General features: G+C 73.6%; 10 protein-coding genes. 5 read left to right on the top strand and 5 right to left on the bottom strand.

Features of this window, described 5'->3' with window-relative positions; all coding sequences use genetic code 11:
* Window positions 1-155: 155 nt before the first annotated feature.
* The 3 genes from ACH4EB_RS30035 to ACH4EB_RS30025 all read right to left on the bottom strand — a co-directional run bounded on the left by ACH4EB_RS30035 (window position 156) and on the right by ACH4EB_RS30025 (window position 2377).
* Complete coding sequence (locus tag ACH4EB_RS30035) at window positions 156-839, bottom strand: hypothetical protein (RefSeq protein ID WP_398351107.1); 684 nt, start codon at window positions 837-839, stop codon at window positions 156-158.
* Window positions 840-1268: 429 nt separating this feature from the next.
* Window positions 1269-2063 (bottom strand): DUF2637 domain-containing protein, encoded by a 795-nt coding sequence (locus ACH4EB_RS30030; protein ID WP_398351106.1) that lies wholly within the window; start codon window positions 2061-2063, stop codon window positions 1269-1271.
* A 65-nt stretch (window positions 2064-2128) separates the two neighbouring features.
* On the bottom strand, window positions 2129-2377 hold the full coding sequence (locus tag ACH4EB_RS30025) for a hypothetical protein (RefSeq protein ID WP_398351105.1): 249 nt from the start codon (window positions 2375-2377) through the stop codon (window positions 2129-2131).
* Between the two features lie 523 nt (window positions 2378-2900).
* On the opposite strand from ACH4EB_RS30025, the gene ACH4EB_RS30020 reads away from it, so the two are divergent.
* From ACH4EB_RS30020 to ACH4EB_RS30000, 5 genes are all read left to right on the top strand, one after another.
* Entirely contained in the window at window positions 2901-4445 is a 1545-nt protein-coding gene (locus ACH4EB_RS30020) for a cytochrome P450 (protein WP_398351104.1), read from the top strand.
* A gap of 14 nt (window positions 4446-4459) precedes the next feature.
* The gene (locus tag ACH4EB_RS30015) at window positions 4460-5641 is read left to right on the top strand and encodes a terpene synthase family protein (protein WP_398351102.1); all 1182 of its coding nucleotides are present in this window, start codon (window positions 4460-4462) and stop codon (window positions 5639-5641) included.
* A 157-nt stretch (window positions 5642-5798) separates the two neighbouring features.
* Window positions 5799-7175 (top strand): protoporphyrinogen/coproporphyrinogen oxidase, encoded by a 1377-nt coding sequence (locus ACH4EB_RS30010; RefSeq protein WP_398351100.1) that lies wholly within the window; start codon window positions 5799-5801, stop codon window positions 7173-7175.
* A gap of 265 nt (window positions 7176-7440) precedes the next feature.
* Entirely contained in the window at window positions 7441-10371 is a 2931-nt protein-coding gene (locus ACH4EB_RS30005; protein ID WP_398351099.1) for an ATP-binding protein, read from the top strand.
* 42 nt (window positions 10372-10413) lie between these two features.
* Window positions 10414-10914: a hypothetical protein gene (locus ACH4EB_RS30000; protein ID WP_398351098.1), complete on the top strand. Its 501-nt coding sequence runs from the start codon at window positions 10414-10416 to the stop codon at window positions 10912-10914.
* Window positions 10915-10957: 43 nt separating this feature from the next.
* Here ACH4EB_RS30000 and ACH4EB_RS29995 read toward each other — a convergent pair whose 3' ends face one another.
* Window positions 10958-12955, bottom strand: coding sequence for an N-acetylmuramoyl-L-alanine amidase (locus tag ACH4EB_RS29995; protein ID WP_398351095.1), 1998 nt, complete (start codon window positions 12953-12955; stop codon window positions 10958-10960).
* A 246-nt stretch (window positions 12956-13201) separates the two neighbouring features.
* Complete coding sequence (locus ACH4EB_RS29990; RefSeq protein WP_398351093.1) at window positions 13202-14335, bottom strand: aminoglycoside phosphotransferase family protein; 1134 nt, start codon at window positions 14333-14335, stop codon at window positions 13202-13204.
* Window positions 14336-14396 lie beyond the last annotated feature (61 nt).

Below are 14396 nucleotides of genomic sequence, written 5' to 3'. Positions count from 1 at the left end.
GGCCCCGGCCCGGTCACGCACCGCCCACGAGGCCCGATTCCCGGCGGCCGTGCTCCGCCGCTCCGGCCGGCGTCCCAGCAACGACCGGAACAGCACGCAGGAAACACCCGGAAAGGAGACTCCCGCCCGCGCTCGGGTGGCCAATTGCCGCGATATCACGGCTGATTGGGGATGGAGCGGGCCCGCTCCAGGGAGTTCGCCGAGACCGGGCCGTGCTCGGCGCGGGGGGCCGGTTCGGCGGCGCGGGACGCGTACGCGGTGGGGGGCTCCGGCGGCTGGCCATGCTGGGTGTCCGCGAGGACCGTGGTGGCCAGGTGCCGCAGCACGTCCGCGTGCGCGTGGAGCATCTGGTGCGTACGGGTGTCCTCGGGGTCGGCGAGCAGGATGCGGGCGGCTGTGTTCACGGCACGCAGTCGCGGCTTCTGGGCCGTACGGTGCGCCCGGGGCAGCGACCGCCAGGCGGTGTTGGCGACGGTGATCAGCCGCCACAGGTCGTTGGTGGCCGGGTCGGTGTCGTAGAACCGCAGGCCGTACCGGCCGACGAGCCAGTACGAGAGGGCCAGCGCAACGACCACCACGAGGTCGAACGTCACCCACGCGCGCGCCAGGTGGTCGCGGTCCATGGCCATGTCGACCAGCAGCGCCACCCCCGCGCCGCCCGCGCCGAAGAGGATGGAGGCGAGGACGCCGAAGAACGCGACGGCCGGAACGATGCCGATCCCGTTCTCGCTGTCCACCCGGAGCAGCCCCTGCCAGTGCGGCGCCAGATAGCGGGCGTAACGGACGGGCTTCGGGGCGGGTTCCGTGACAGCGATTCTCTTCGCCCAACTCACTGCCATCGCTGCACACTCCTTCGTCGGGCACTGACGCACGGCTTCACGCCTCCACCAACGAATAACGGAATTACTGGATACGCTCGGTCGGCTCAAACAACGTTTCTGCTGCGGAGTTTCCTCCCAACAGGCGGGCGCAATGGGGGCGTAGGGACAATTCTGCCGAGGCGCCCGCGCGCGACGGTTCGAAACGCCGCCGGCGTTCCGGCGCCGACCGGAATACACCCGGTCAACAGGCTGATCGAAGGATCAGCCGATCGCCGGGACACGGCATTCCGGCAACCGTACGGGGAACGCGTCACGCAGCTTTTCCCGCCGTCGTCCGAGAACCGCGCACGGGAAAGCACAACGGTCCGAACGGCGAAATGCGACAACCGCCGCGCCCCGGCGGTCCTCCGCGCGGAGGACCGCCGGGGCGCGGGCGGCTGGAGGAACTCAGCGGGCGGAACGGTGCCGGTGGGCGCCGCGGTTGGAGTACGCGTGCCGGGTGGCCGCCGCCGGGGGCCCGGGGTCGAGCTGGCGGATGAGCTGGTGGAAGCAGAGCAGCACGGTCACCGGCGGCAGCCCCGCCACGGTGATGCCCGCCGGGGTGGTGGGCGCCTTGGCGATGCACAGCACCGTGGCCACGGCCGCGAAGAAGATCACGACGCACCACGAGTGGGCGGTGCGGCGCCGGTGGGTGCGGGCCCGCAGGATGGACAGGATGGCGGCCGTCCACGGCCCGTAGACCAGCAGCGGCCAGAGCTGCGCGATGCGCGGCGAAGCGGCCTCACCGGCCAGTGCCCGCAGCGGCGGATAGGACGCCACCGCGGCGAGCAGGGCGACCGCCAGCACGATCAGGGACGTCAGCGCGACGGTGACCACGCTCAGCGTGCGCCGCCACGACAGGGTGCCCTCCTCCCGGCCGGCGCGGGCGGCGTGCAGGAAGGACGGCTTGCGGTGGCTGTGCCGCTCGGCCGCCGGCACGGGGCCGGTGACGGGCGGCTGTTCGGCGGTGTCCAGCAACTGCGCCAGTTCGGCGTCGAGGTCGTCGGGCACGACCATCGGTGCCGCGGCGTAGTCGTCGTAGGCGTCGGCCAGGCTCTCGTGGGCCGGCTGGTCGCGGAAGAGGGGACCGTCGGCGAGACCGAAGGCGGCCGTCAGGTCGGGCTCCGAGGTGACTTGGGCGGGGATCCGGTACCCGTCGGCGGTGGACGGCATCAACAGGTGGAGGGTGGGGGGATCGTACACGGCAACTTCCCTGCGGGCTGGGCGGCGGCGTCGAGGCCCGGGCTGTCAGGCGGCGCGTGCCGCCTTCAGCACCGCCGGGGCCCGGTGCCGTACTCGGCTTCGGTCTGCTGCGACCACAGCGTCGCCTTGATCCGGTCGAGTTCCGCGCCGAGGCGGTCCAGCAGATCGGCGGAGAGTTCCGGGCGGAAGTATTCCCTTTCGCATTCCGCTTCGGCCGCCGGCCGGTCGGTTGCGGGGGAGTCGGAGATGCCAACGGGCTTGAAGAAGCGCCGGCCGAGACGTCGTACCGGCTGATCCACAGGAGTGTCAGGCATACATGCGGAACGAAAAGCACCGACACAAAGGGACGGGTACCCGGTCCTAGTGAACTCAAGAAGACGTGGAGGGTACGAAGAGGCGGTGATCTGAAAGGTGGATGATTCGCTTCCGGTCCACGGCCGGTACGGATGCTCCGCCGGCCCCCGTCCGCCGGTGCGCGGCTCTATACCACTCGCCCCCGCCGTACGTCACCACGGCCAGGAACGGCGTGTGCGGACGGACGGCCCCGGCGCGTCACCACGTCTGCGCGAACGGTTGTCCGCCCCACGGCGCCCACCTCGGAAGCGAAACGATACTGCCGACGTCGGGGCGGCTCCGGCGCGCGCCGTACCGTTTCAGCGTAGGCCGCTCCGGTGAGCTGAACCCCACTCCGACGCGCCCCCTTGAGAAAGTATGTCCATGGGACCGGCAGGGTGCCCCGGGTAGGTAATGGTGCGTCACATCTACCCGCCCCCTTCCGCCCCCGGACCCCGCCCGACGGCGGCCCGGGGCACCGGCCGAACAACGAGGTGGTCCCCGATGGGAATACGTGGAGAGGCGGGCGTCCGCGCACCGCACGGCCCCGCGGCCGCCGCGCCGGACGCCTGGACCGTCTCGACGGCGCCCGGCGGCGTCCCGCTGCTGGGACACGCGCTCCCGCTGTGGCGGCGCCCGCTCGAATTCCTCGCCTCGCTGCCCGCCCACGGCGACCTGGTCGCGATCCGCCTCGGCCCGCAGCGCGTGTGGCTGGCCTGCGACCCGGGCCTGGTGCAGCAGATCCTCATGGACCCGCGCACCTACGACAAAGGCGGGCCGCTGTACGACACGATGCGCATCGTGCTCGGCAACGGCCTGGTCACCTGCCCCCAGCACGCGCACCGCCGGCAACGCCGGCTGGCCCAGCCCTGCTTCCGGCCCTCCCGGATCGCCGACTACGCCACGGTGATGAGCACCGAGATCGACACCGCCGTCCGGGAGTGGCGGCCGGGCCGGACGCTGGACGTCACCGACGCGATGATGGACCTCTCCGCCCGGGTGACCACCGGCGTGCTGATGTCCACCTCCCTCGACCCGGGCATCGCGGCCGAGGTGCGCGCCTGCCTGGCGACCGCCATGCGCGGCGTGCTGCTGCGCGCGGTCGTCCCGCTCGGCCCCTTCTACAAGCTCCCGACCCCCGGCAACCGCCGCTTCGACCGGGCCCTGTCCCGGCTGCACCACATCATCGACGGCATCATCGCCGAACGCCGCGCCCGCCCCGCCGGGCACGACGACCTGCTGGCCACACTCCTCGAAGCCACCGCCGACGGCGCCCCCGCGACCGGCAACGACGCGGCAGCGGACGGCACGTCCGCACCGGGCGCCGGCGCGGACGGCCCGGAAGCCGGCTGCCCCACCTCCCGGGAGGCATCCCACGACAAGGAACCGCTCACCGACCAAGAGGCCCACGACCAGTTGATGACCTTCCTGGTGGCCGGGATCGAGACCACCGCGCTGGCGCTCGCCTGGACCTTCCACCTCCTGGCGACCCACCCCGAGGAGGAACGCCGGCTGCACGCCGAGGTCGACACCGTGCTCGACGGCCGCCCTCCGGCCCCCGGAGACCTGCCCCGGCTCGGCCACGCCCGACGCGTGGTCACCGAAGCCCTGCGCATGTATCCGCCCGGCTGGGCGCTGACCCGCGTCACCACCACCGAGACCACCCTGGCCGGCCACCGGCTGGCACCGGGAAGCACCGTTCTGTACAGCGCGTACGTGCTGCACCAGGACCCGGTGGCCTTCCCCGACCCCCAACGGTTCGACCCCGATCGATGGTTGCCGGAACGCGCGGGAAGCGTTCCGAGCGGTGCGATGCTCCCGTTCGCCGCCGGCAACCGCAAGTGCATCGGCGACCACTTCGCGATGACCGAAGCCGTGCTCGCCCTTGCCGCCATCGCCGCGCGCTGGCGCCTGCGCCCGCCGGCCGCCAGGACCGTACGACCGGTCCCGGCGGCCGTGCTGAGCCCGGGCCCGCTGCCCATGGTCTGCGAGCCCCGCAGCAGGCCGGACGGCGGCGCAGCGCCGGCGGTGCCGCCTCAAGCACCATGAACATGGAGAGAACCATGCAGGCAACAGGCTACGGCGCCCCGGAACACGAGATTCCCGGCCGGTCGGCCGCGGTCCCGTTACGAGGGGCCCGGCCGGAGAACGACCCGCACCCGACGGCGGCGCACTCCGCCGTCGTCGTCCCCCAGCTCTTCTGCCCCATCCCGGCGGCGCCGCACCACGAGACCGCCGGCATCGAACAGCGGGTGGTGGACTGGATGGCGCGGTTCGGGTTCTGCGACAACGACTTCCACCACGCCCAGGTACTGGCCAACCGCACCGCCGAGTGGGCCTGCCGCATCGCGCCCGACGGCGCCACCGACCCGCTCCAGATCGGGGCCGACTGGTCCTGCCTGGGCCTGCTGCTGGACGACGTCTACCTGGACGGCGGGCTCTTCAGCCGGAACCCGGAACGTTTCCTCCCGATGGCCGTCCAGGTGATCCACGGGGCCGACCACCCCGAGACCACCGACGACGCGTCGGCCGACCCCTACACCGCGGCCTTCGGAGAGGTCTCGCACCGCTACCGGCGCCACGCCTCCGGCACGGTCGTACGGCGCTGGGTCGACGGCGTCGCCGAATGGTTTCTCGCCGCGTGCGTCGGCATGGGCCAGCGGGCCTCGGGCACCGTACCGAGCCTGGAGGAGTACCTCGTCATCGGCCCCCGGGACCGCGGCACCAAGGCGTCCATCGCCGTCATCGAGATGGCGGAGGGCACCTCGCTGCCCAACGAGGAGGCCGAGACACCCCGAATACGCGCACTGACCCAGATCGCGTCGGCGCTCGTGACCTTCGCCAACGATGTCTACTCGTACCACCGCGAGGTCAAGGAGCAGTCCCTGGAGTCCAATCTCGTCGGTGTCCTGGAGCACGAACTGCGCGTGCCGCCCCAGGAAGCCATGACCCGGGCGGCCGCGCTGCACGACCGTCTGATGTGCCTGTACGTCACCCTGCGGGACCGGACCGCCGCACGGGCCACTCCCGAGGTGCGCTGCTACCTCGGCCAATTGGACCACTTCATCCGGGGCAACCTGGACTACAGCGCCGTGACCCCCCGCTACCGGTCCGACCCGGGTGCCGCCCCCGATCCGGCGCCCGCGTTCGGTGTCTGGGCGGACTCGCCCAGTGATGGGAGCCTCGAACCGCTGCCGCTGCGCCCCGTCGCGTGGTGGTGGGACCAGTTGAGCCCCGCGATGTGAGCCCGCAGGGGACGCCCGTCCCCCGGCTCCGCGGTCCACGGGGGCCGGCCCGTTCCCGGCGGCCCCCTCGGACCCTTCGGCCTTGTCCCCACGTCCCGGTACCCGTGCCGGCGCCCCGGCGGGCGCGGCCGGGCACCGGCAGGAAGGGTGAACCGTTGTGAGTGCAAAGCCCCGTGTCGTCGTGGTGGGCGGCGGTATCGCCGGTCTGTCCGCGGCCTTCCGGCTCCAGCGGGCCGGCTGTGAGACCGTCGTCCTGGAGAGCGCCCCGCCGGAGCTGGCCGGCGGCCGGATGGCCACCGTCAACGTCTCGGGATTCGCCGTCAACCGGGCGGCGACCATCCTCATCCACAGTTACCGCGAACTGATCCGCCTCATCGCCGCGGCCGGCCTGGCCGGCGAGGTCGTCCCCGGTAGTGATCTGTTCGGCCTGGTCCGCGGCGGCCGGGTGGACCGGGTCCGGCTCGGCTCCCGCCGGCAGTTGGCCACCGGCGGGCTGCTGACCAGCTTCCCCCTCGGCGACGTCGCCAAGCTGCTGCGCGACTACCGCCGCCTCCGCCCGCTGCTGACCCCGCACGACATGTCCCCGATGGCCGCCGCCGACTTCGAGTCCGTCCACCAGTACGCCACCCGCCGCGGCCTGCGGCCCGAGACCCTGGAATATCTGCTCGACCCGCTCGTCTCGGGGCTGTGTCTGGGCGAGCCGGAAGAGGTCTCGGCCGCGATGCCGTTCGTCTTCATCGACGTCATCCTGTGCGGCGGGGGCTTCTTCACCTCCAAGGAAGGCGTCGGCTTCCTGCCCAAGGGGCTGGCCCGGCAGCTCACCGTCGAGTACCGGGCCCGGGTCACCTCCGTCGAGGACCGCGGCGACGAGGTGGCGGTCACCTGGCACCGGCCGGGCGAGGCGGAGCACCTGGAGAGCGCCGCCGCCTGCGTGCTGGCCGTACCACCGCCGCAGGTACCGCCACTCTACGGGCAACTCACGCCCGAGCAGCGCGAGTTCCTGGACGACGCCCCGTACGCCCGCAGCATCCACGTCGCCTTCGGGCTGGACCGCCCGACGGCGGAGCGGGCGATGCTGGTGCAGGCGTCCCGCGTCGAACACCCGGACCTCTGCGCGTTCGTACTGGAGCACAACCTCTCCCCGCAGCGGGTGCCCGCGGGGGCCGGGCTGGTCATGACCCACCTGCGCGGCGCGTGGTCGGACCGCAACTGGGACCTGGGGGACGACAAGGTGGTGGACCACGTTCTGGCGGGCGTGCGGCGGATGGGCGTCCTGCCCGAGCTGGAACGGCACACCACGATGACGCACATCTGGCGCGTCTCGCCGTGTCTGATCGGCCGACGGCCGGGGGACTACCGCGCCATCGCCCGCTTCGCGGCCGGATGCGACCCGCACGGCCGCGTCCAGCTCGCCGGCGGCGACCTGCTGGGGCACTCCACCACCAACAGCAGCGTGTGTTCCGGTGAGCGGGCCGCCCGTCATCTCGTGACCCGGCTGCGTACCGAGGGGGCGCTCCCGCCGGGGCGCCACTGACCTGCGCGCCGGGCGGCGCGACTGGCCTCGGCGCACAACCGGTTCACCCGTAAGAGTGGCTGCTTGTGGGGGTTCCGGGCAGGCCGGGAGGGCTATACGCGGGCGCTTATAGCACGGCCCGGCCCGCTGTGTGCAGCATGTCACTCATCCTGGTTACCGCGGGTCCGTATGGGCGTACGCTCTGCGCTATCGCAGGCAGAGTGCGGCCGTGACGGGCCCGCACTCGCGGCGGGCGGGAGCACCCACGCGGCGAACGGATTCAGTCATGGCCCACGGATGGGAGCAGGCGCGCACCGCGCGGCGGGCCCTGCTCGAACGGAACGCCGAACTCGAAGCCCTGGAGGCGGCGTTGGACCGGCTCTGCGGCCCCGGTGGCGGCCCCGCCGCCGCCCGGCGCGGCGGCCTGCTCACCTTCGCCGCGTCCGCCGGTATGGGCAAGACCGCGCTGCTCGCCGAGGTCCGCGCCCGTGCCGCGGCACACGGCTGCACCGTACTCTCCGCGCGCGGCGGCGAGCAGGAACACGGCATGGCCTTCCACGTCGTACGCCAGCTCGTGCAGCCCGTCCTGGCCGCGTACGACGAGGCGGCCTCCCGCACCGTCCTGGGAAGCTGGTACGACATCGTCGCCCCGGCCCTCGGCCTCGTGGCCGACGCGGGCAGCAGCGTGCCCGACCCGACCGGCGTGCGCGACGGCCTCGACTGGCTGGTCACCCGCCTCGCCGTGCAGCAGGCACCCACCGTGCTGGTCCTGGACGACGCCCACTGGGCCGACCAGGAGTCCCTGGGCTGGCTCACCGCGTTCGCGCCCCGGGCCGAGGACCTCCCGATGCTCGTGGTGGTCGCCTACCGGCCCGAGGAACTGCCGCGCGACGCGGCCCCCTTCCGCAAGCTCGCCGAACGCCACGCCGTCCGCCCCTTCACCCTCACCCCACTCACCTGCGACGCGGTCACCAGCATCATCCGCGAGGCGATCGGCGGCACGGCCGAGGACAAGTTCTGCACCGAATGCTGGGCGATCACCGACGGCAACCCCTTCGAAGCCGTCGAACTCGCCGCCGGACTGCGCGAACGCGGCCTCAAGGGCGGCCGCGACGACCTGCCGGCGCTGCGCGAACTCGCCTCGGCCGTCAAGGGCAAGGGCCTGGTCGACCGGCTGGACCGGCTCGGTGGCCCCGCCGTCCGCCTCGCCTGGGCGATCGCCGTCCTGGGCACCTCGGCCACCCCCGACATCACCGCCGGAGTCGCCGCGCTGGGCGCCGAGTCGGCGGTCGAGGCCGTCGCCCAGCTCCGCGAGGCACGCATCCTGGCCCAGGCCGGCGCCCCGGACGGCGTCCTGCAGTTCGCCCACCCGCTGATCGCCACCGCCGTCCACCGGGCGATCCCGACCGCGCTGCGCGTCGGCATGCACAACATGGCCGCCGAAGCGGTGGTGGAAGCCGGACTGGGACCGACGGTCGCCGCCCGGCACCTGCTGGAGGTGCCCTGCCAGGGAGACGACTGGGTCGTCCACCGGCTGCGCCAGGCCGCGCGGGAGTACGTACGGGCCGGCGCGCCCGACGCCGCCCGCCGCTTCCTGGCCCGCGCCCTGCGGGAGCCGCCCTCGCCCGAGAACCGCGCCGCCGTCCTGTTCGAACTGGGCGCCGCCACCTTCCTCTCCGCCCCCGAGATCACCGTCAACTACCTCCGCGAAGCCCTGGACGAACCGGACGTCGACCCCGAGCTGCGCGAAGCCATCACCTACCGGCTGGCCCAGGCCCTCGCCCACACCGACCAGGTCGCCGAGGCCGCGGCGCTCGCCGCCGACGAGGCCCGCCGCACCAGCCTGCCCGGCACCCGGCTGCGGATGCAGGCCGAGAACTTCGTGTGGAGCGCCTTCCGCGCCGACGAACCGGACTCCGCCGCCCGCTCCCGCAGGCTGGCCCGGCTCGCCGACCACCTCACCGGCGACGGCCTCGCCGAGCGCTACATCCTGGGGCTGCGCGGCTGGGACTGCGTGGTGCACGGCGAGCCCGCCCGGACCGCCCTGCGCTACGCCGAGCGGGCGCTGGTCGGCGGGCTGAGCTGGACCGAGGACAACCGCGGGTTCGAGGTCCCGGTCGCCGTCGCCATGACGTTCATGTACTGCGACCAGCCCGGCCGCGCCGAGGAACTGTTCACCCGCGGCATGGCCGAGTGCGAGCGCAAGGGCTGGCGCGGCGCCCACCTGGCCTTCGGCCACGCCCTGCTCGGCTACATCCGCTACCGCCGCGGCGCGCTCGCCGAGGCCGAGACCCTGGTCCGCGAGGGACTGCGGATCGCCGAGCGGGTCGGCGGCGCGGTGCCCGCCCAGTGGTACGCCATCGGCATCCTCATCGAGATCCTGCTCGCCCGCGGCCGCGTCGAGGACGCCCAGGAGCTCGCCGACCACTTCAGCTACGGAGACGTCGTACCCAACGCCGTCGTCTACCCCGACTCCCGCACCGTCTACAGCGAACTGCTGCTCGCCCGCGGACTGCACCGGCACGCCGAACACCACCTCAAGGCGGTCGGCAGGCGGCTGGATGCCCGCGGCATGCGCAACCCCGCCTGGTGCCCCTGGCAGCTCCACCTCGCCCGCGCCACGGCGCTCACCGACAGCCCGCGCGCCGTCGAGCTGGCCGAGGAAGGCGTACGGCGGGCCCGCAGGTTCGGCACCGCGACGGCGATCGGCGAGGCACTGCACTGCGCCGCCACGGTGATCGGCGGCGGCCGGGCCCTCACACTGCTTGCCGAGGCCGTACGGGAACTGGAGCACTCGCCCGCCGGCCACGCGCTGGCCGAGGCCCTGGTCGACCACGGAGCGGCCCTGCGCCGGGCCGGCCTGTCCCAGGACGCCGCCGAGCGGCTCTACCGCGGACTGGAGGGCGCGGTCCACTGCGGAGCCGACGGCCTCGCGGAACGCGCCCGCGACGAGCTGTCCGCGGCCGGTCTGCGCCCGCTCCAGCTCCACAGCACCGGCACCGAGGCACTCACCGCCCAGGAGCGGGCGGCCGCCGAACGGCTCGCGCTGGGCTGGACCACCAGCCGCATCGCCGAGGAGCTGGCCACCCCGGAGACGGTCGTGACCCGCCTGCTGTCCAGCGTCTGCCGCAAGATGGGCACGGACTACGAGGGCCTGCCGCGGCTGCTGGAGACATCCGCCCCGGGCTCCGGGCCGACCGCGCCACCGCTGGGTTGACGCCGGGCCCGCAGGCCGTCGGCAGCCACGTACGATGGCGGTATGTCCTTCCTCCGCCGCCGCAGCGCAGCCACGCCCGCCGGGCCTGACTTCGACGTCCTCGCCATGGACCCCGGGGACTGGCCCGGCAATCTCGGAGCGGGGCTGCTGCCCGCCCCCGACGGGAGCTGCCAGGGGGTCTTCCTGCGCTACGACCTGTTCGGCGGCCGTGGCCCCGCGATGATCATCGGCAACCTCCCGGAGGGCTCCCCGGCGCGCGACCTGGCGGACGGCCAGGTGCCGTTCGAGGTGGCGCAACTCCTCGCCGCACTCGGCAACGACGAGCCGGTCACCGTCGTCGAGACCGAGGACACCCCGGTCATGCACGACGACAATCTGCTGATCGTCAAGCGCGTCAAGTGCTCGGAGGGCCGGATCTCCTGCGCGCAGTTCGACCGCAGCGACGGCGTGCTGGTCACCATCGCGAGCTGGGACCGGCCGATCACCGACGACCTGTACGCCCTGCTCAAGCCGCTGCCCGCGGAGATGTTCCAGCAGGGCTGAGCGCCGTCCCCGGCCGTCCACCGGGCACGGCGCCGTCCGGCCGCTAGCGGTGCGAAGACCGTACGTCGACGTCCGCCGCCCGTACGTAGCCCACCCGGTGCCCCGCCTGGATCTCGTAGTAGACGTCCTGGCCGCGCACGACCGCGTGCCGGGACAGGTCGTACGTCGGGGCGTAGAAGTACTCGCCGCGCACCCGGTTGCCGACGGCGTAGCGCTGGCCGGCCAGGAGCTTGTACGGGAGCGGGGTGACGGCCTGTACGGGCACGCCCGCCGGATAGGCCGCCTGCTCCGGATACGCCCGGCCGTAGACCGGGATGTCCGCCCGGCCCGCCTTCGGCGTGATCACCAGACCCTGCGCGTCGACCGCGGTGGGCTGCTCCGGCGGATTGTGGAACCACGCTTTCTGCCCGAGGTACCAGATGGCCGTCCACTCGCCCCGGCGCTCCGCGACCGCGTACCGCTGGCCGGTGGTGGCGCGGGCGCCGGTGTCGTTCACGCCGGTCGTCGACGGACCGCCGTCCGGCCGCAGCCCGATGTCCCTGACCAGCGGGGCGCTCGCACTCGGCGCGGTGTGCAGGCGCACCGCGGTCGACCCGTGCGGCGCGCACGGCTGCCCCGGCTTCCCGCAGTCGGTGTAGCGGGGCCGGTGCAGGTCGTAGTCGGGGCGGATGGTGACCAGGCCGCCCCTGGGGCCCGCCGTGCGGACGAACGGCTTGCCCAGCAGCCGGAAGTAGTGCGCCCAGTCCCAGAACGGGCCGGGGTCGGTGTGCATCCCCTTGATCGTGGCGGGTGTGGTGCCCGGCACGTTGTCGTGGCCGATGATGTGCTGCCGGTCCAGCGGCAGGTCGTACTTGCGCGCCAGATGGCGCACCAGCCGTGCCGAGGCCCGGTACATCGCTTCGGTGTACCAGGCGTCCGGAGCCTCCAGAAATCCTTCGTGCTCGATCCCCACGGAGTGCGCGTTGACGTACCAGTTGCCCGCGTGCCAGGCGACGTCCTTCGTCGGCACGTGCTGGGCGATCAGCCCGTCCGAGGACCGGATCGTGTAGTGCCAGGACACGTACGCCGGGTCCTTGATGAGCTTCAGCGCCGTCTCCCACGACCCCTCGGTGTCATGGATGACCAGGGCGTCGACCCGCTGGTCCCGCGGCCGGTCCGCCTTGTCGTGGTTGCCGTAGTCACCGTCGCCGAACTCCTCGTACGGCGCGGGGACGGACACGCAGGAGACCGTGTGCGGGCATTCGAGGCGGGAGCCGCCCGCCGGCGCGGCGGACTGCAGCCCGAGGTGCCCGAGCCCGGACCGGTCCGCCGCCACCCCCGGCGCGGCGGGCAGCGTCACCCGCTGGCCCGAGTCGGTCGTACGGGACTGCCCCTGCCGCAGGACGTCGTACACGTCGTCGGCGAAGCCCGCCGCCGTCCGGACGTCGTCGGCGCCCGAATAGCGGGCGACGGCCCCGTACCACCGGGCCGGGTCGGCGGAGCGCGGCCCCACGCGGCGCTGCTCCGCGGCCAGCAGCGCGGCGCCGCCGCGGATGTTGGCCGCCGGGTCCCGCCGCAGCCGTTCGGCGGGCAGCCCGGTCAGCCGCGCCGCGCGCTCCAGGGTGCGCAGCCGGGCGGGCGGCTCGGTGGGGGCCGGCAGCCGCGCGCCGGCCCGCTTGCGGGCGCGGGAGCCGTCGCCGCGGGGGTCCTCGTCGCCGTCGCTGTGGTGCGGCCGCTCGGCCAGCGCCGTACGGGCATCGGTCAGGTGCATCGGGCCGTAGCCGCCGGAGACGCTGGGCGCGCCACCGTGCCCGTCCCAGCGTGACTCCAGGTACGCGACGGCCAGCAGCACGTCCCGTGGGACGCCGTACCGCGCGGCGGCGTCGGCGAACGCCTGCTGGAGGGCGCCGGCGGCGGGCCGCGCCGCCGCGGCGCGGGGCTGCCCGGCCGGGGCGGACGGCGCGGCGGAGACCAGGGGCAGCAACAAGGCCGCCGCCGCGACGGCGGTGGCGGCCCTGCGCGTTCTGGAGCGGGGGGTGCTCTTCTCGTCGGATCCTCGCAACGCAGCCTCCTGTGGCCGACCGGAACGAGCCGGGGCGTCTGGCGGATGGTGTGCATACGGCCGTGCGCGGAAGGGATTCCTACAGCTATCGCCTGGCCGACGATCCGTCAATCACCGTGCGCCACACGGGTTTCGTATGTCAGCGCGCCGCTCGCAACCCCGTGCGGGTACGCGGGTCCGGCAGTCCCGGACACACGTGAGCGGCACGCCCTGTACGGCGTGCCGCTCACCTACCCCCTTGGCGGATCAGCGGGTGCCGACCGCCGCCCGTACCGCACGGCGTGCCATCTGGCAGTCGTCGTGCAGTCGGCGCAGCAGCAGCCGCTGCTCCTCGCCCGCCGCAAGCGCACCGGGGTGTCCCGGCCCCGGCGTGCCCGTCGGCGTGGGCTCGCGCATGGTGCGCTGCACGGCGGTCTCGTAACGCCGTATTTCGCGGGTGAGCACCAGCATCAGATTCACCAGGAAGGCGTCCCGCGCGGCCGGTCCGGCGGCCTGTGCGAGCTGGCTGATCTGGCGGCGCGCCACAGGGGCGTCACCGAGCACCGACCACAGCGTCGCGAGGTCGTAGCCCGGCAGGTACCAGCCGGCGTGGTCCCAGTCGAGCAGGACGGGGCCGGCGGGGGAGAGCAGGACGTTGTTGAGCAGCGCGTCGCCGTGGCAGAACTGGCCCTGGGTGTGGGCCAGGCCGCGCAGCAGTTTCTGCAGGTCGCCCAGGTCGCGGTCGGTCAGCAGGCCGAGGTCGTGGAAGCGCCCGATCCGCCCCGCGTAGTCCAGGGGCGCGTCGAACATCCCGGCCGGCGGCCGCCAGAGGTTGACCCGGCAGATCGCGCCGAGCGCGGCCCGTACGTCGGCGCGCGGCGGTGCTTCGGTCGGGTGCCGCTGGAGGGAGGCGACCCGGCCGGGCATCCGTTCGACGACCAGGGTGCAATGGTCGGGGTCCGCGGCGACCAGCCTCGGTACGCGCACCGGCGGGCGGTGGCGTACGAAGGACCGATACGCAGCTATTTCGTGCCGGAACCGCTCGGCCCAGGCGGGGGAGTGGTCCAGTAAACACTTGGCGACCGCGGTCGTACGGCCGGTGGTGCCCACCAGGAGGACGGACTTGCCGCTCCGGCGCAGCACCTGGACCGGATGGAACTCGGGACAGATGCGGTGCACGGAGGCGACCGCGGCGCGTAGCTGAGCGCCTTGGGGGCCGGACAAGTCGAGTCTCCCGCTGAGCGGTTGGGCGCCTCCCCCCTGCACCCGCCGGTTGCGGCCGCCGGTGAGGCCGGAGACCGCCCCCGGAGACTGGGAGGGGTCGAGATACGGTCCGCTCCCCGGAGGCTGCGGACGGTACGGCCGGTTCGGGGCGCTCACGGCGGACGATGCTGCGTACATGGGTGAGACAGATCCCTTCGTGCGCCGACGAGTTGCGGTGCCGCTCCCGGCCCGGCGACCC

The organism is Streptomyces sp. NPDC018045 (genome assembly GCF_044327445.1).
GTDB lineage: Bacteria > Actinomycetota > Actinomycetes > Streptomycetales > Streptomycetaceae > Streptomyces.
This window is presented reverse-complemented; position numbering and strand designations above follow the sequence as displayed.